Annotated in this window: 13 protein-coding genes; 5 read left to right on the plus strand and 8 right to left on the minus strand. The window is 73.6% G+C overall.

Going from position 1 to position 17,428, the window contains the following annotated elements:
• Positions 1-122: 122 nt before the first annotated feature.
• Positions 123-1,196 carry a hypothetical protein gene (locus tag ACFOWE_RS33185; protein WP_377294920.1) on the minus strand — a complete coding sequence of 358 codons (1,074 nt, stop codon included), beginning with the start codon at positions 1,194-1,196 and terminating at the stop codon, positions 123-125.
• Between the two features lie 387 nt (positions 1,197-1,583).
• Here ACFOWE_RS33185 and ACFOWE_RS33190 point away from each other — a divergent pair, with 387 nt between their 5' ends.
• On the plus strand, positions 1,584-3,080 hold the full coding sequence (locus tag ACFOWE_RS33190; RefSeq protein WP_377294922.1) for an amino acid permease: 1,497 nt from the start codon (positions 1,584-1,586) through the stop codon (positions 3,078-3,080).
• A 133-nt stretch (positions 3,081-3,213) separates the two neighbouring features.
• Here ACFOWE_RS33190 and ACFOWE_RS33195 read toward each other — a convergent pair whose 3' ends face one another.
• Both ACFOWE_RS33195 and ACFOWE_RS33200 read right to left on the minus strand, forming a co-directional pair.
• Positions 3,214-5,286, minus strand: a complete 2,073-nt coding sequence (locus ACFOWE_RS33195; protein WP_377294924.1) for a 3-hydroxyacyl-CoA dehydrogenase NAD-binding domain-containing protein — start codon at positions 5,284-5,286, stop codon at positions 3,214-3,216.
• Entirely contained in the window at positions 5,283-6,482 is a 1,200-nt protein-coding gene (locus ACFOWE_RS33200; protein WP_377294926.1) for a thiolase family protein, read from the minus strand. The genes ACFOWE_RS33195 and ACFOWE_RS33200 overlap by 4 nt, the downstream gene beginning before the upstream one ends.
• A gap of 251 nt (positions 6,483-6,733) precedes the next feature.
• Between ACFOWE_RS33200 and ACFOWE_RS33205 the strand changes: the two genes are divergently transcribed.
• Entirely contained in the window at positions 6,734-7,732 is a 999-nt protein-coding gene (locus ACFOWE_RS33205) for a LacI family DNA-binding transcriptional regulator (protein ID WP_377294928.1), read from the plus strand.
• A 182-nt stretch (positions 7,733-7,914) separates the two neighbouring features.
• Here the strand turns inward: ACFOWE_RS33205 and ACFOWE_RS33210 are convergent, their stop codons facing one another.
• The 3 genes from ACFOWE_RS33210 to ACFOWE_RS33220 are packed head-to-tail and all read right to left on the minus strand — an operon-like array spanning position 7,915 to position 11,017.
• Positions 7,915-8,748: a sugar phosphate isomerase/epimerase family protein gene (locus tag ACFOWE_RS33210; RefSeq protein ID WP_377294930.1), complete on the minus strand. Its 834-nt coding sequence runs from the start codon at positions 8,746-8,748 to the stop codon at positions 7,915-7,917.
• Positions 8,745-9,878, minus strand: a complete 1,134-nt coding sequence (locus ACFOWE_RS33215; RefSeq protein ID WP_377294932.1) for a dihydrodipicolinate synthase family protein — start codon at positions 9,876-9,878, stop codon at positions 8,745-8,747. Before ACFOWE_RS33215 ends, ACFOWE_RS33210 begins: the two co-directional genes overlap by 4 nt.
• Positions 9,875-11,017 carry a Gfo/Idh/MocA family protein gene (locus tag ACFOWE_RS33220; protein WP_377294934.1) on the minus strand — a complete coding sequence of 381 codons (1,143 nt, stop codon included), beginning with the start codon at positions 11,015-11,017 and terminating at the stop codon, positions 9,875-9,877. The genes ACFOWE_RS33215 and ACFOWE_RS33220 overlap by 4 nt, the downstream gene beginning before the upstream one ends.
• A gap of 206 nt (positions 11,018-11,223) precedes the next feature.
• On the opposite strand from ACFOWE_RS33220, the gene ACFOWE_RS33225 reads away from it, so the two are divergent.
• Positions 11,224-12,267 carry an ion channel gene (locus ACFOWE_RS33225; RefSeq protein ID WP_377294936.1) on the plus strand — a complete coding sequence of 348 codons (1,044 nt, stop codon included), beginning with the start codon at positions 11,224-11,226 and terminating at the stop codon, positions 12,265-12,267.
• The gene (locus tag ACFOWE_RS33230; RefSeq protein WP_377294938.1) at positions 12,264-13,874 is read left to right on the plus strand and encodes an MFS transporter; all 1,611 of its coding nucleotides are present in this window, start codon (positions 12,264-12,266) and stop codon (positions 13,872-13,874) included. Before ACFOWE_RS33225 ends, ACFOWE_RS33230 begins: the two co-directional genes overlap by 4 nt.
• Before the next feature lie 72 nt (positions 13,875-13,946).
• Here the strand turns inward: ACFOWE_RS33230 and ACFOWE_RS33235 are convergent, their stop codons facing one another.
• Together ACFOWE_RS33235 and ACFOWE_RS33240 are read right to left on the minus strand one after the other, a co-directional pair.
• Positions 13,947-15,173, minus strand: a complete 1,227-nt coding sequence (locus ACFOWE_RS33235; RefSeq protein ID WP_377294940.1) for an HRDC domain-containing protein — start codon at positions 15,171-15,173, stop codon at positions 13,947-13,949.
• Positions 15,170-15,763, minus strand: a complete 594-nt coding sequence (locus ACFOWE_RS33240; RefSeq protein WP_377294942.1) for a DUF3000 domain-containing protein — start codon at positions 15,761-15,763, stop codon at positions 15,170-15,172. The genes ACFOWE_RS33235 and ACFOWE_RS33240 overlap by 4 nt, the downstream gene beginning before the upstream one ends.
• 629 nt (positions 15,764-16,392) lie before the next feature.
• Between ACFOWE_RS33240 and hemE the strand changes: the two genes are divergently transcribed.
• Positions 16,393-17,428: uroporphyrinogen decarboxylase (gene hemE / locus ACFOWE_RS33245; protein ID WP_377294944.1), on the plus strand; the 1,036-nt coding region annotated here is incomplete at its 3' end.

Below are 17,428 nucleotides of genomic sequence, written 5' to 3' on the forward strand. Positions count from 1 at the left end.
CCGCCCGCCCGGAGGGGCGTCGCCCGGGCCGCCTGGGCCGTCCGCGGCGCTCCGGCCTTCGGGCCGGGGCGGAGCACCCTCCCCGCTCGGCGCGCTCCGGGGGCTGAGGCCCGCGGAGCGGGTCAGAGGCACAGGCCGACACCGAGCAACGCGATCTTCACCCCGGCCTGCACGCGGCAGTTCCGGGTGGGCTCCGGAGCCTCCGGCGGGGGTGCGGGCGCGGGTGCGGGCGGTCGCGGCGGCGCGGACTGAGACGGGGGCGGAGGCGGAGCGAGCGTGGGACGTGGCGGCGCGTCCGGCCCGCGCTCGTGCTCCCGTACGGGTTCCCGCTCCCGCACGGGTCCCCGGTCGGCGCCGGAGACCGGCCGCGGCGCGGACGTCTCCTCGTGGACCGGCGGCCCGGTCCTGCGTGACGGGGAGGCGGCCGAGCGCGTGGAGGACGAGGTCCTCCTCGGCGCGGACGCCGACGGCCGGGGCCGGTCCGCCTCCTCCGGCGAGGCCTTGGGAGCGGCGGGGCGCAGGGCGTGGGCGGGCGCCGCCGGCGCGGTGGCCAGGATCATGGGCCGGCGCTCCCGGGAGACCGTACCGGGGGACGGCGGCGCGGAGGCGGCGGCCGTGGCGGACGGCGGCGCGGGCGTCACCGGCCCGGACGCCGCCGGGCCCGAGGCGCCGGGGAGGGGGAGCGCCGCCGGGCCGGAGGAGGCCGGGGCGAGGACCGCTCCCGGCGCCGGTCCGGCGCCGGAGGGGGAACCGGATGAGGAGGAGGCGCCCGAGTAGGCGGCCAGCGCCCCGACCAGGGCGGTGACCGCCGCGACGGCGACGGTCGCGCGGGTCGGACGCAGGCGCGCGCCGGCACCGGCTCCCACCGGAGACGGGTATTGGAACGTTCCCTTTCGCAGGGCCCGGAGCGCGGTCCGGGTCGCGGCGCGTCCGAGAAGGGCGTTCAGGACGAGTACGGACCGGTCGGTGATCTCGATGACGGAGATCTCCGCGGCCGCGGGGCGGAGCCGTACACCGGGGGCCGTGCAGGCGGTGACCGCGGCGACGAGGTCGTCCCAGACGGCGGCCTCCCGCCCGGCGTCGGGGCGGCCGATCGGCGTGACCACCACGCGTACGCGGTGCCCGTCGACGTCGAGCGGGACGACGCGCACGGCGGCGGCCGATGCCTCCAGGGCGCCGCGCAACGTGGCCGGCACCCTCCGCGCGACCGGCACGGGGCCGGAGAGGCGCCCGGTGGCGCTCCGTCCGCGCGGCGGGGACGGCGAGAGCTCTTCCGCGGAGCCGCCGCCAGGGGAGGCGCCGTGCCGGGGGTGCCGCGGCCGGGCGGCCCGGATGTCGTCGGCAGCGTCTCTACCAGGGGAATCGGACATGAGACCACCTCGGGACCCGATGGGCGATGGAGCGGTTTCACTTTCGCCCCGTCGCGGGATCACCGCTCCCCAAGAGGACCTTTCGTGACCAGATGGTTACACCAAGTGGAACATATGGGGCCTATCGCAGGTCACGGGGGTGGCCGACTGCGCATGACGCGCGCGACGGCGGGGGAGGACCCGGTGTGGTCGGGAGAATCGGGGGAAGTGCCGATGGGCATGTCGCGCGTCAACAACCCCACGGGCGTGTTCCGTGTCAAGCCGGTCGAGCAGTCGATCCGGGACACCGAGGCGCCCGAGCACCGGCTGAAGAAGGATCTGTCGGCCCTCGACCTGACCGTGTTCGGCATCGGCGTCATCGTCGGCACCGGCATCTTCGTGCTCACCGGCCAGGTCGCCAGGAACCTCGCCGGCCCGGCCGTCGCCCTGTCGTTCGTCGTCGCCGCCGTCGCCTGCGGGCTGGCCGCCCTCTGCTACGCCGAGTTCGCCTCCACCGTCCCGGTGGCCGGCTCGGCCTACACCTTCGCCTTCGCCACCCTGGGCGAGTTCCCCGCCTGGGTGATCGGCTGGGACCTCGTCCTGGAGATGATGCTCGGCTCGGCGGTCGTCGCGGTCGGCTGGTCGGGCTACCTGACCTCGCTGCTGGCCTCCATGGGCCTGCACCTGCCCCCGGCGCTGGCCGGGGAGGACCCGGTCTTCAACCTGCCCGCGGCGCTCGTCGTGCTGGCCCTCACCGCGGTGCTGGTCGCCGGGATCAAGCTCTCCTCCCGGCTCAACCTCGTCGTCGTCACCATCAAGGTCGCGGTGATCCTGCTCGTCATCGTGGCCGGGCTGTTCTTCGTCAGGGCGGCCAACTACACGCCGTTCATCCCGCCGGCCGAGGCCACGCCCGCCGTCGGGGGCCTGTCGGCGCCGCTGATCCAGGTGCTCTTCGGGATCACGCCGGTGGCCTACGGCGTCATCGGGATCTTCAGCGCCGCCGCGATCGTGTTCTTCGCCTACATCGGCTTCGACGTGGTCGCCACCGCCGCGGAGGAGACCCGGAACCCGCAGCGGGACCTGCCGATCGGCATCATCGCCTCGCTGGCCGTCTGCACGGCCCTGTACGTCGCGGTCTCCGTGGTGGTCGTCGGCATGCAGCCGTACCGGGAGCTCAGCGTGCAGGCCCCGCTCGCCGACGCGTTCAAGGCGGTGGGCCAGACGTGGGCCGCGTCGCTGATCAGCATCGGCGCGCTGGCGGGCCTCACCACGGTCGTGATGATCCTCATGCTCGGCATGTCGCGGGTGATGTTCGCGATGTGCCGGGACAACCTGCTCCCGCGGGGCCTGGCCACCGTGCACCCCCGGTACGGCACGCCGTACCGGATCACGGTCCTGCTGGGCGCGGTGGTCGCGGTCCTGGCCGGGCTGGTCCCGCTGGCCGAGATCGCCGAGCTGGTCAACATCGGCACGCTCTTCGCGTTCGTGGTCGTCTCGCTCGCGGTGGTGGTCCTGCGCCGCACCCGGCCGGACCTGCCGCGCTCGTTCCGGACCCCGCTGGTGCCGCTGGTGCCGATCCTGTCGGTGCTGTCCTGCGTCTACCTGATGCTCAACCTGCCGGTGGAGACGTGGGTGCGGTTCGTGGCGTGGATGGTCCTCGGCGTCGTCGTCTACTTCGCCTACGGCCGCCGGCACAGCGTCCTGGCGCGGGGGGTCCCCACGCGCCGGTGAGCGGAAAGGGGTCCGCCCCGTGCCCGTCCGGGCGACGACGCTGACCACAGCCGGACCGAGGAGACGGTCCGCCCCCGTGCCCGTCCGGGCGACGGGGGCGGACGCGGGGGCCTCGAGCCCCCGCAGGACGACGTCAGGCGGGCACGGAGGCGACGCCCGGCTCCAGGAAGCGCGGCCGCGCGACGCCGGCCCGGTCCAGGAACGGGGTGATGCCGCCCAGGTGGAACGGCCAGCCCGCGCCCAGGATCATGCACAGGTCGATGTCCTGCGCCGCCGCGACCACGCCCTCGTCGAGCATGATGCGGATCTCCTGCTCGAGCGCGCGCAGCACCCGCTCCCGGACCTGCTCCGCGGTCGACGGGGAGGCGCCGCCGGAGAAGATCTCCACGGCCTCCGGGTCGAGGGAGAAGTCGGCGCGGTAGACGCCGGGCTTGCCCGCCGCGACCAGCTTGGCCATGTTCTCCGAGACGCCGAAGCGGTCGGGGAAGGCCGTGTGCAGGGTCTCGGCGACGTGCAGGCCGACCGCCGGGCCGACCAGCTGGAGCAGCGCGAACGGCGTCATCGGCAGGCCGAGGTCGTCGAGCGCGTGCTCGGCCAGCTCCAGCGGGGTGCCCTCGTCCACGGCGGCGATGACCTCGCCCATGAAACGGGTGAGCAGCCGGTTGACGACGAACGCCGGGGCGTCCTTCACCAGCACGCTGGACTTCTTCAGCGACCTGCCGACCGCGAACGCGGTGGCCAGCGCGGCGTCGTCCGTGGCGCCGCCGCGGACGATCTCCAGCAGCGGCATGACCGCGACCGGGTTGAAGAAGTGGAAGCCCACCAGGCGCTCGGGGTGCGCCAGCTTCGAGCCCATCTCCGTCACCGAGAGCGAGGAGGTGTTGGTCGCCAGCACGCACTCGGGCGAGACCACGGCCTCGACCTCGGCGAAGACCTGCTGCTTGACCTTCATGTCCTCGAAGACGGCCTCGATGACGAAGTCGGCGTCGGCGAACGCGTCCTTGGTCAGCGAGCCGGTCACCAGGGCCTTGAGCCGGTTGGCCTGGTCGGCGGAGATCCGGCCCTTGCCGAGCAGCTTGTCCACCTCGGCGTGGACGTAGCCGACGCCCTTGTCGAGGCGGGCCTGGTCCAGGTCGGTCAGCACGACCGGGACCTCCAGGCGGCGGGCGAACAGCAGCGCCATCTGCGAGGCCATCAGGCCGGCGCCGACGACGCCCACCTTGGTGACCTTGCGGGCCAGGGCCTTGTCCGGGGCGCCGGCCGGCCGCTTGGCGCGGCGCTGCACCAGGTCGAAGGCGTACAGCCCGGCGCGGAGCTCGTCGCCCATGAGGAGGTCGGCCAGGGCCTCGTCCTCGGCGGCGAAGCCCTCGTCGCGGGAGGCGGTGCGGGCCAGCTCGACCAGCTCCAGCGCCCGGTAGGGGGCGGGGCTGGCGCCGTGCAGCTTCATGTCGACCAGGGCGCGGGCGCCGCCCACCACCTCGGACCAGTCCTCGGCGGTGTGGTCGGTGCGCTCCACGGCCACCTCGCCGCGGAGCACCTGGGCGGCCCAGCGCAGCGACTCCTCCAGGAAGTCGGCCGCCTCGAACATCGCGTCCGCGACGCCCAGCTCGAAGGCGTCCCGGCCCTTGATCATCCGGTTCTGGGAGAGCGGGTTCTCGATGATCAGCTTGATCGCGTTCGCCGGGCCGATCAGGCGGGGGAGCAGCTGGGTGCCGCCCCAGCCGGGGACCAGGCCGAGGAAGCACTCGGGCAGCGCCACCGCGGGCACGCCGGAGGAGATGGTCCGGTAGGTGCAGTGCAGGGCGACCTCCAGGCCGCCGCCCATCGCCGCGCCGTTGACGAACGCGAACGACGGCACGCCCAGCTCGCCGAGGCGGCGGAAGACGTCGTGGCCCAGCTTGCCGATGGCCAGGGCCTGCTCGCGCTGCGAGACCAGGGCCGCGCCCTTGAGGTCGGCGCCGACCGCGAAGATGAACGGCTTGCCGGTCACGCCGACCGCGACCAGGTCGGTGCGGGCCGCGACGGAGTCGATCGCCTCGTTCAGCGAGGTCAGGCCGCCCGGGCCGAAGGTCGACGGCTTGGTGTGGTCGAAGCCGTTGTCCAGCGTGATCAGGGCCATCGTGCCCGCGCCGTACGGCAGCTCGACGTCGCGGACGACCGCCTTGGTGACGACCTCGTCGGCGAACAGTTCCTTGATCTCCGTCACTTCGCACCTTCCCAGGCGAGGTTCTCCCAGATGACCGTTCCGCCCATGCCCATGCCGACGCACATGGTGGTGATGCCGTAGCGCACGTCGGGGCGCTCACCGAACTCGCGGGCGAGCTGGGTCATCAGCCGCACGCCGGAGGAGGCGAGCGGGTGGCCGAAGGCGATCGCGCCGCCGTACGGGTTGACCCGGGGGTCGTCGTCGGCGATGCCGAAGTGCTCCAGGAAGGCGAGCACCTGTACGGCGAAGGCCTCGTTGATCTCGAACAGGCCGATGTCGTCGATGGAGAGCCCGGCCAGGCGGAGCGCCCGCTCGGTCGACGGGATCGGGCCGACGCCCATCACCTCGGGGTCGACGCCGGCGAAGGCGTAGGAGACCAGGCGCATCTTGGGGGTCAGGCCGAGCTCCTCGGCGACGTCGGCGGCGGCCAGGACGCAGCCGGTGGCGCCGTCGTTGATGCCGGAGGCGTTGCCCGCGGTGACCCGGCCGTGCGGCCGGAACGGCGTCTTCAGCGTGGACAGGCCCTCGATCGTGGTGCCCGGGCGGGGCGCCTCGTCGGCCGTGGCCAGGCCCCAGCCCTTCTCGGCGGAGCGCACGGCCACCGGGACCAGATCGGGCTGGATCTTGCCGTCGGCGTAGGCCTTGGCGACCTTCTCCTGGGAGGCGAGGGCGAAGGCGTCCGCGCGCTCCTTGCCGATGGTCGGGTAGCGGTCGTGGAGGTTCTCCGCGGTCATGCCCATGACCAGGGCGGAGCCGTCCACGATCTGCTCGGCCACGAACCGGGGGTTGGGGTCGACGCCCTCGCCCATCGGGTGGCGGCCCATGTGCTCGACACCGCCGGCGATGGCGACGTCGTAGGCGCCGAAGGCGATGCCGCCCGCGACGGAGGTCACGGCGGTCATCGCGCCGGCGCACATGCGGTCGACCGCGAAGCCGGGCACGCTCTTGGGCAGGCCCGCCAGGACGGCCGCGGAGCGGCCGATGGTCAGCCCCTGGTCGCCGATCTGGGTCGTGGCCGCGATGGCCACCTCGTCGACGCGCTCCGGCGGCAGGTTCGGATTACGCCGGATCAGCTCGCGGATGACGCGGATCACCAGGTCGTCGGCGCGCGTCTCGGCGTACAGGCCCTTGGGTCCCGACTTGCCGAAAGGCGTGCGCACTCCGTCGACGAATACGACGTCACGAGAGGAAGGCACGGGTTCGCTCCTCGTTGATGGGTAGCTTCGGCCCCCATGCTACTGGTCAGTAACAACATGTGGCGCGGACGGGTCCGCCCGCGGACCGGTCGCGTCCGGCCCGCAGGTCGTCCGCGGGTCGTCCGCGGGTCGTCCGCGGACCGGCCGGGAGCACGGAGGGGATCCTTCCCCCGGACAGGGACATGCCCCGCGGAGGTGCGCGCCAGTGCCCGGTCTGGCAAGATTGGCAATCGTTTTCCGGGAGGTCGCCGTTGGTCACGCTCGAGGATGTCGCCAGGCACGCGGGGGTCTCCCTCGCCACCGCCTCACGGGTGCTCAACGGGAGCACCCGGCAGGTGGGCGCGTCGCTGCGGGCCAAGGTCGAGCAGGCCGCCCAGCAGCTGGGCTACCGCACGAACGTGGCCGCGCAGACGCTGGCCCGCGGGGCCAGCAACGTGATCGGGCTCGTCGTCCACGACCTCACCGACCCCTACTTCGCCGCGCTCGCCGACGGGGCGATGCGGGTGGCCGAGGACCGGGGGATGATGGTCATGGTCGCCACCACGCACCGCGACCCCGAGCGGGAGATCGCCTACGTCGCGACCCTCAACGCGCAGCGCGTGCGCGCGGTGCTGCTGTCCGGGTCGCGGATCGCCGACCCCGCGGTGACCCGGCGGCTGCGCGAGGAGCTCGACCGCTACCGGCAGACCGGCGGCCGGGTGGCCTGCGTCGGCCAGTCCCTGCTCGGCACCGACACGGTGGCGCCCGGGAACGCCGAGGGCGCCGCCGATCTCGCCCGCGCCCTGGCCGGGCTGGGGCACCGGCGCTTCGCGGTGCTGGCCGGGCCGCCCTGGCTGCTCACCGCGCAGGACCGGGTGTCCGGCTTCGCCGGCGCGCTCGCCGAGCTGGGCCTGCCCGCGCCGCAGCTCGTGCACGGCACCTTCGACCGCGACGGAGGCTACAGCGCCGCCGCCGAGGTCACCGACGCCACGTGCGTGTTCGCGGTCAACGACGTGATGGCGGTGGGGGCGCTCGCCTCCTTCCGGGAGCGCGGGATCCGGGTGCCGGAGGACGTCTCGGTCGCGGGATTCGACGACATCGCCACGCTGCGCGACCTCGTCCCGGCCCTGACGACCGTACGGCTCCCGCTGCCGGACATGGGCGCGCGCGCCCTGGAGATGGCCCTGGACGAGACCGGGGAGTCCGCGGAGCCCAGGACCGAGCGGATGGCCGGCCGGGTGGTCCTCCGGGAGAGCACCCGCCCGCTGTGAGCCCGTCTCCCCGGGGCCCGGCGCGGAAAAGGAGAAGGGTGGGTGCGCGGTCCGGCCGGACCGCGCACCCACCCTCCGGGGCTCTTCGGGACGGTGCGTGGGGAGCGCTCCCACCGCCTGTCCGGAGCACCGCCCCCGAAGGCCCCGCCCGGGCCCCGCGTTCACCTCGCGGAGCCCGGCGGTCAGGCGGCGACGAGCTCGCCGAACCGGGCCTTCACCCGGGCCAGGACCTCGTCGGGGTCGGCGGCCCACACCTCGGCGTTGAAGATCTCCACCTCGATGTCGCCGGTGTAGCCCGCCGCCGTCACGGCCGCGGTCAGCGGGGTGAAGTCGATCACGCCGTCGCCCATCACCCCCCGGCCGAGCAGCACGTCCGCCGGGAGCGGGTGCAGGAAGTCGCACACCTGGTAGGAGGCGATCCGCTCACCCGCCCGGGCGATCTGCTCCAGCACCCGCGGATCCCACCACACGTGGAAGGTGTCGACGACGACCCCGACCTGCTCGGCCGGGTGCCGCTCGGCCAGGTCCAGAGCCTGGGAGAGGGTGGACAGCACGGCCCGGTCGGCGCAGTACATCGGGTGCAGCGGCTCCAGGGCCAGCCGCACCCCGCGCTCGCCCGCGTACGGCGCGAGCACGTCCAGCGCCTCGGCGACCCGCTCCCGCGCCCCCGCCAGGTCCCGGTCGACCGTGCCCAGCGGCTCGCCGGGCACCACGCCGGGCAGCCCGCCGACCACCATGACCAGGCACGGGGCGCCCAGCGCGGCGGCCTCGTCGATCGCCCGGCGGTTGTCGTCCAGGGCGGCCGCGTCACCGGAGGTGAGGAAACCGCCCCGGCAGAGCGACGAGACGCGCAGCCCGGCGTCGGCCACCAGCTTCACGGTCTCGTCCAGGCCCTGCGCGGCGACGTCCTGCCGCCACAGGCCGATGGCCTCGACGCCGTGCCGTACGCACCCGTCGACGGCCTCGGCCACCGACCAGCGCTTCGTCGTCCACTGGTTGAGCGAGAGCCTGCTCACAGTCCGTGCACCTCCAGCAGCGCGCGCATGCGGCGCACGGCCAGCTCGGGGTCGGCGAGCAGGCCCGCGGCGTCGGCCAGCCGGAACACCTCGGCCAGGTGCGGCAGCGACCGGGCCGCCTGGGCGCCGTTGACCATGGTGAAGGCGTCCTGGTGGCCGTTGAGCCAGGCCAGGAAGACGATGCCGGTCTTGTAGTTGTAGGTCGGCGTCTCGAAGATCTTCCGCGAGAGCGGGACCGTCGGCGCCATGATCTCGTCGTAGCGGGCGAGGTTCCCGGCGTCGAGCGCCGCCAGGGCCGCCGCGGCCGCCGGGGCGATCGCGTCGAAGATGCCCAGCAGCGCGTGGCTGCCCGAGGCGATCAGCGACGGGTAGTTGAAGTCGTCGCCGGTGTAGAGCTTCACGCCCTCCGGCAGCGCCGCCCGGAGCGCGATCTCGTGCTCGGCGTCCAGCAGCGAGACCTTGACCCCGTCGACCATCGGCGCGTGCTCGCGGATCAGCTCCAGGAACGACGCGGTGGCCTCGGTCACGTCCCGCGACCCCCAGTAGCCGGCCAGGTTCGGGTCGAACATCTCGCCCAGCCAGTGCAGGATCACCGGCCGGTCGGCCTGCGAGAGCAGCTTGCCGTAGACCGTGTGGTAGTCCTCCGGGCCGCGCGCGATCCGGGCGAGCTGCCGGCTGGCCATGATGATGACCCCGGCGCCCGCCTCGCGCACGGTCTCGATCTGCTCGGTGTAGGCGGCCGTGACGGCCTCCAGCGTGCCGGCGCCGGGGGCGTGGTCGGTGCCCGCGCCGCAGGCGACCAGCGTGGCGGGGTCGCCGAACCCGGCGGCCTCGGCCGCGCTGCGCCGGATGAGCTCGCTCGTGGCGGCCCAGTCCAGGCCCATGTTCCGCTGGGCGGTGTCCATGGCGTCGGCGACGCGCAGGCCGTGCGACCACAGGTGGCGGCGGAAGCGGAGCGTGGCGTCCCAGTCGACGACGGCGGGGGAGCCGGGGGTGTTGTCACCGAGCGGGTCGGCGACCACGTGGGCGGCGGCGTAGACGATCCGGCCCCGCGGCGGTCCGGCGGGCCGCTCCCAGGCCACCGGCTCGCGCAGGGTGTACTCCCCGCCGGGGAGGACGATCGACGTCACGCCCCGACCTCCAGGCGGCGGCCCTCGGCGGAGGAGCGCAGCCCCAGCTCGGCGAGCTGCACGCCGCGCGCGCCGGAGGCGAAGTCGTACGGGAACGGCGCGTCCTCGACCACGTGGCGGACGAACATCTCCCACTGGATCTTGAAGCCGTTGTCGAACTCGTCGTTGTCCGGCACCTCCTGCCAGTCGTCGCGGAAGCGCGCGGTGACGGGCAGGTCGGGGTTCCAGACGGGCTTGGGCGTGCCGGCCCGGTGCTGGAAGCGGCAGTTGCGCAGACCGGCGACGGCGCTGCCGTGCGTGCCGTCAACCTGGAACTCCACCAGCTCGTCGCGGTTGACCCGGACGCACCAGGAGGAGTTGATCTGCGCGATGATCCCGCCCTCCAGCTCGAAGACGCCGTAGGCGGCGTCGTCGGCGGTGGCGGCGTAGGTCTCGCCCCGCTCGTCCACGCGCTCGGGGATGTGCGTGACGGTCTGGGCGTAGACCGAGCGGACGCGGCCGAACAGGTTCTCCAGCACGTAGGCCCAGTGCGGGAACATGTCGAGCACGATGCCGCCGCCGTCCTCGGCCCGGTAGTTCCACGACGGGCGCTGGGCGGACTGCCAGTCGCCCTCGAACACCCAGTAGCCGAACTCGCCGCGCACCGACAGGACGCGGCCGAAGAAGCCGCCGTCGATCAGGCGCTTGAGCTTGAGCAGGCCCGGCAGGAACAGCTTGTCCTGCACCACGCCGTTCTTGATGCCCCTGGCCTCGGCGGCCTGGGCCAGCGCCGCCGCCTCCTCGACGGTCTCGGCGGTGGGCTTCTCGGTGTAGATGTGCTTGCCGGCCTCGATCGCCTTGAGCACGGCCTTGACGCGGGCCTGGGTGACCTGCGCGTCGAAGTAGATCTGGTTCTCCTCGGCGGCCAGGGCCGCGTCGAGGTCGGTGGTCCACTCGGCGATGCCGTGGTCGGCGGCGAGCTTCGCCAGCTTCTCGGGGTTCCGGCCCACCAGCACCGGCCTGAGCAGGACCCGGCTCCCGTCGGACAGGGTGACCCCGCCCTGCTCGTTGATCGCCAGGACCGACCTGACGAGGTGCTGGCGGTAACCCATGCGGCCGGTGACACCGTTCATCACGACGCCGATGCTTCGGGGGGACATTCTCTGCGAGCCTCCTGTGGAAAGCGCTTTCCGAATCACTGTACGGCAGCCACCACCACCGGGGCAACCACTTGCCGGGTCGGTGGGAGGCGGAACGGGCGAGGCGCCCCCGCCCGCCGGCGATGGGACCGTACAGTCGTGCTCAGGAGCGGTGTTCCCAGCCCGGTCCGGATCGCAACCCGCCGACCGTCCCGCCAGGAGGAGGCATGCCGGTCTTCATAGTCCGTCTCCTCGCCCGGATGGGACTCCTGGGCACGTGGTGGACGCCGGCCGTTCTGCTCGCGGTGGTCTACCTGACGAGCTGGCCGCTGATGGTGCTCGCCGAGCCGGAGGGCAGCGCGGTCGCCGCACCGGCCGACTACTGGTGGTACTTCGTCGTCACCACCGCCACCGTCGGGTACGGCGACCTGCGCCCGGAGTCGGCCGCGGGCCGGGTGGTCGGCACGTACGTCATCGTCGGCGGCATCGCGACGCTGACGATGGTCTTCACCGAGCTGGCGAAGACGCTGGAACGGAAGAAGGGGAGGCGGATGCGGGGAGCCGTCACGGCGGACGCCTCCGGTCACGTCGTGCTCCTCGGCTACACGCCGGGCAGGACCGAGCGCATCGTGGACGAGCTGATCGCCGACGACCGGAGCGTCGTCCTGTGCGCCTGGGACGACGTGCCGGCCAATCCCATGCCCGACCGCAGGGCCGTGTTCGTCCGGGGGGACCTGAGCGACGGCGCGGTGCTGCGCCGGGCCGGGGTGCAGCGGGCGCGCAGCGTGCTCGTGGACGTCCGCGACGACAACGAGGCGCTGGCCGTCGCGGTGACCGTCGGCCACGTCGCCGGGCACGTCCACCTGGTCGTCACCCTGCGCGACCCCGGCAGGGAGCGACACCTGAGGTACGTGGACGAGACCGTGCGCTGCGTCCAGTGGCACAGCCCTCACATGATCACGGAAGAGCTGAAACACCCCGGCATCACCGAGGTCTACGCCGAGCTCATGACCCACGGCGGCGCCGGCACCTACTCGGTGCGGCTCCCCGAGTCGCTGGGGCCGGTCCTGGTCGAGCACTGCCAGACCGTGCTCGGCCGCGCGGGCGGCGCGACCATGCTCGCCGCCCGCGCCGGCGGTGAACTGCTGGTCAATCCCGGCTGGCGGATCGAGCTCCCGCCCGGGGCCGTGCTCTACTACATCGGCTCGCGCCGGCTGACCCCCGAGTGGGCCGCCCAGGCCCTGCGCGGGCGGCGGAAGGGGGACGGATGAGACGGTGGTGGCCGCTGGTCGCGCTGGCGGCCGCCCAGTTCGTCATGGTCCTCGACCAGTCGGTGATGAACGTCTCGATCAGCACCCTGGTGGACGACTTCGACACGACGGTCCCCACGATCCAGGCCGTGATCACTCTCTACTGCCTGGTGATGGCCATGTTCATGCTCACCGGCGCCAAGATCGGCGACATCGTCGGCCGCCGCCGGGCCTTCGTCGCCGGTCTGGTGATCTACGGCTGCGGATCGGCCGTGACCGCCGTCGCGCAGAGTGTGGCGACCCTGGCGCTGGGGTGGTCGATCCTCGAGGGGGCCGGCGCGGCACTGGTGCTCCCGGCGCTGGCCGCGCTGGTCGCCGGGAACTTCGAGGGACGCGAGCGCAAGGCCGCCTTCGCCGTGATCGGAGGCGTCGGGGGCGCCGGCATCGCCGTCGGGCCGATCCTCGGCGGCTGGGCGACCACCGCGCTCACCTGGCGTGTGGTCTTCGCCGGAGAGGTCGTCCTCGTCCTGCTCATCCTCCTCATGACCCGCATGCTGGCGGACGCGGGTCGCAGCGGCCCGGCGCCCCGCCTCGACGTCCTGGGCGCCGTGCTCTCCGCCACCGGTCTGGGGACGATCGTCCTGGGCACCCTGCAGTCGAGCAGCTGGGGGTGGGTCCGGCCGAAGAACCCGCCTGTCGAGCCGTTCGGGTTCGCGCCGACGCTCTTCGTCATCGCGTTCGGCGGGGTGCTGCTGTGGGCCTTCACCGGCTGGCAGCGCCACCGCGAGAAGACCGGCCGCGACCCGCTGGTGCACCTCGGCCTGATGGGCCTGCCGCCGCTGCGCGCCGGGGTGGTGGGCCTGCTCACCCAGAACCTCATCCTCATGGGCGTCTTCTTCGTCATCCCCCTGTACCTCCAGCTCGTCCTCGGCCTGGACGCACTGGAGACGGGGATCAGGATGCTGCCCGCCTCCGCGGCGATGTTCGTCATGGCCGCCGCGGGCTCCCGGTTGTCGTCCCGGTACCCGGTGCGCTCGATCGTCAGGACCGGCCTGGTGATCGCCGTCGTCGCCGTCCTCGCCCTGCTCGCCACCGTCCGGCCCGACCTGGCCGGCACCGTCTTCGCCGTCTCGATGGCCCTGCTCGGGGTGGGCATGGGGCTCGTCGTCTCGCAGCTCGGCAACGTGGTGCAGTCGTCGGTCGACGCCTCGGGCCGGAGCGAGGCCGGCGGCCTGCAGTACACCGGCTGCCAGCTCGGCTCCTCCCTCGGGGTGGCCCTCGTCGGTGCGATCGTGCTGGCCGGCCTGACCGGTGTGTTCGTCTCGAACATCCGGGCCGACGACCGCATCGCCCCCGAGGTCTCCGCCCAGGTCGGCGTGGCAGTCGAGTCGGGCCTCGACTTCGTCGCCACCGACCGGATCCGGACCGCCGCGCAGGAGGCCGGCCTCGACCGGGCCGCCGCCGAGGCGCTCGTCGACGACTACCAGGACGCCCAGATCCAGTCGCTCAAGGCCGGCCTGCTCGCCGCGGCGCTCCTCGCCCTGGTCTCCCTGATGTTCACCCGGGAACTGCCGCACGCGACGCCCTCCTCCGCCGGGACCGGCGCGGGTGCCGCCGCGGAGCCGTGACGGTCCCGGCGAGCCGGAGGCGATCCCCACGGCGCGGCCGTACGGCGCCTCGCGCGGCCGGGAGCGGGGCGGTCAGGCGCCGCCCGAGACCTCCAGGCTCGCCAGCGCGTCGGCCAGCGGGTGGGCGGTCAGCGTGATCTGCCACTCGCGGGCGCCGAGCTCGCGCAGCCGGGCCGCGATGGTCACGTCGTCGAGGACCGCGGGAGGCTCCCAGGTCAGACGGCGGACGGCGTCCGGCTGCAGGAGGTTCTCCGTCGGCATGTGGTGCTCGTCGGCGAGCGCGGCGACGGCGGTCCTGGCCGCGGCGAGCCGCCGGGCGGCGGCCGGGTCGCGGTCCATCCAGCGGTTGGCGGGCGGCGGGCCGTCCCCGGGGGTGCTGGGCTGGGGCAGCTGGGACTCCGGCAGCCCGCGGGCCCGGGAGATCGCGGCCAGCCAGTCGCGCAGGTGGCGGCGGGCGCTCCGGCCGGTGAAGGCGGGGATCTCGGTGAGGGTCTTGGTGGTGCGGGGCAGCTCCAGGGCGGCGGCGACGATCGCCGAGTCGGGCAGCACCCGGCCCGGTGCCAGGTCGGCCTCGCGGGCCAGGGAGTCGCGGAGCGTCCACAGCTCCCGGACCACGGCAAGCCCGCGCAGCGAGCGGACCTTGTGGATCCCGGAGGTGCGCCGCCACGGGTCCGCGCGGGGGCCCGGCGACCGGTGCGCCAGCACCGAGGCGAACTCCTCCTGGGCCCAGGCGAGCTTCCCCGCGGCCTCCAGCTGGCCGTACAGGACGTCCCGGAGCTCGATCAGGACCTCGACGTCGAGCGCCGCGTAGCGCAGCCAGTCCTCCGGGAGCGGGCGGGTGGACCAGTCCGCGGCCGAGTGCCCCTTCTCCAGCCGGAGCCCGAGGACGTTCTCCACCATCATGCCGAGCCCCACCCGCTCGTAGCCGAGCAGCCGCCCCGCCAGCTCGGTGTCGAACAGCGCGCGGGGGCGGAAGCCGAGCTCCGCCAGGCAGGGCAGGTCCTGGGAGGCGGCGTGCAGGACGACCTCGGCGCCGGCCAGCGCCGCGTCCAGCTCGGACAGGTCGGGGCAGCGGACCGGGTCGATCAGGGCGCTGCCCGCGCCCGCGCGGCGCAGCTGAACCAGGTAGGCCCGGCTGCTGTAGCGGTAACCCGAGGCCCGCTCGGCGTCCACGGCGACCGGCCCGGTGCCCTCGGCGAAGGCGCGCACCACACGCGCGAGCTCGGCCGGGTCCTCGATGACGGGCGGGATGCCCTCCCGGGGTTCCAGCAGTGGAACGATCGTCGTCTCGTCGGTCACGTTCTGAAGGACTCCGGATCTTCGCGACGGCGCGGCGGCAGGGTCGCCACGCCCGGGGGTAGGGGGGGAATGCCCGCCGCCAGGCACATCAGGTCGCACCAGGCGGCGACATGGCCGGAGAGGTCCTCCTCCCGGGGGGACCAGGAGGCGCGCAGCTCGAGCTCGGTGGTCACCGGGTCCTCGGACTTGTTGCCGAAGCCCTCGGAGACCGCCCGGGTGACGGTGCCCCCGGCGGCGGCGTATCCGGCGGCGTGCGCGTCGAGCGACTCGGTGAGCCAGCTCCACGCGACGGGGCCGAGCAGCGGGTCCTCGGTGATCTCCGGCTCCATGTCCGCCCGGACGTAGGCGACCAGCCGGAACTGGCCGTCCCAGCCGCGCTGGCCGTCCGGGTCGAAGAGCACGATGAGGCGTCCGACCGCGAGCTCGTCGTCGTCGCGGTAGACCGACGCGCCGATGGCGGCCGCGTAGGGGGCCAGGCGCTGCGGCGCGGGGATGTCCTCCAGCTCGATCTCCGGCCTGACCTCGGTGAGGCGCAGGCTGGCCACCGCACGCCGGAAGGCGGCGGGGGCGGGCGCATCATCGAGGGTCATATCGGAAGAGTAGGTCGAAACTGAGCGCATGGGGACCATCGGGGTGTTCGTAGGTGCCATCGGAGCCGATCAAACCGATGCCGTGGGCCGGGGGAGGAACGCGCCGGAACCCGCCGGGCCTCCCAGGAGCAACGCGTGGCCGCACTCGGCGCAGACCCATTCGGGGCACTCGCCCGGCTCGTGACCGTCGGAGCATGGAGGCTGCTCGAAAACCCGCTCGGCGGCACAGGAAGCGCAGTGCTCACCGCGGCGTTCGGGTGAATTCCACATCGTGGTCATCGCACACGGCCTTTCGTCGGGTCGTGGTCCGACGTTGGCACGTCGCGCCGACAATTCCGCGCAACGTGCTCGGCGTGTCCCCAAAGTGGTGCCGGAATCGATGCCGCGCGGTGATTGGCGAACATTTGGACCGGCCGGGGGCCGACCCTGGTCCACCGATGGGAGGAACTGTACCCGCAAACATGATCGCTCCGCGCCGTCTCGCGGGATCCGGAACCCCCCGCCGTCGCGCCTTTTCGGACAGAAGGCTCGAATGGGCAAAAATTCATCAGGGCGTCCTTCGGTGAACCGCGGCTTTCCACCGCGGGCGCGGTGCGCGGACCGCCCGGGGGGCATGGCACCCTGGGAGGGTGAATCCCGAGCTTGCCGACTCCCCGTTCCTGCGCGCCTGCCGTCGCCAGCCCGTCCCCCGCACGCCGGTGTGGTTCATGCGCCAGGCGGGTCGTTCGCTGCCCGAGTACCGGGCCGTGCGCGAGGGGGTGCCCATGCTCGAGGCCTGCGCCACCCCCGACCTGATCGTGGAGATCACGATGCAGCCGGTCCGCCGCTACGGCGTGGACGCGGCCATCTTCTTCAGCGACATCGTGGTCCCGCTCAAGGCGATCGGGATCGACCTCGACATCAAGCCCGGCGTCGGCCCGGTGGTCGCCACCCCGATCAGGGACGCCGGCGCGCTCGCCGCGCTGCGCCCGATCGAGCCCGACGACGTCGCCTACGTCACCGAGGCCGTGCGGGCGCTCACCGGCGAGCTGGGCGCCACCCCGCTGATCGGCTTCGCGGGCGCGCCGTTCACCCTCGCCTCCTACCTCATCGAGGGCGGGCCCTCCAAGAGTCACGACCACACCAAGGCGATGATGTACGGCGAGCCGCGGCTCTGGCACGCCCTGATGGAACGGCTGACCGAGATCACCATCGGCTTCCTGCGCATCCAGGCCGCCGCCGGGGCCTCGGCCGTCCAGCTCTTCGACTCCTGGGTCGGCGCCGTCGCACCCGACGACTACCGCGAGTTCGTCCTGCCGCACACGGGCCGCATCTTCGCCGAGCTGGCCGACCTGGGCGTCCCGCGCATCCACTTCGGCGTCGGCACCGGGGAACTGCTCGCCCTGCTCGGCGAGGCCGGAGCCGACGTGGTGGGCGTCGACTGGCGGGTCCCGCTCGACGAGGCGGCCCGCCGGATCGGCCCCGGCAAGGCGCTGCAGGGCAACCTGGACCCGGCGATCCTGCTCGCCCCCTGGGAGGTCGTCGAGCGCCGCGCGGCCGACGTCCTCGCCCGCGGGGCCAAGGCCGAGGGCCACGTCTTCAACCTCGGTCACGGCGTGCTCCCCGCCACCGACCCCGACCAGCTGGCCCGCCTCACCGACTTCGTGCACCGCGCCTCGGCCCGCT

This window comes from Planomonospora corallina, assembly GCF_042650625.1.
Taxonomy (GTDB): domain Bacteria; phylum Actinomycetota; class Actinomycetes; order Streptosporangiales; family Streptosporangiaceae; genus Planomonospora_B; species Planomonospora_B corallina.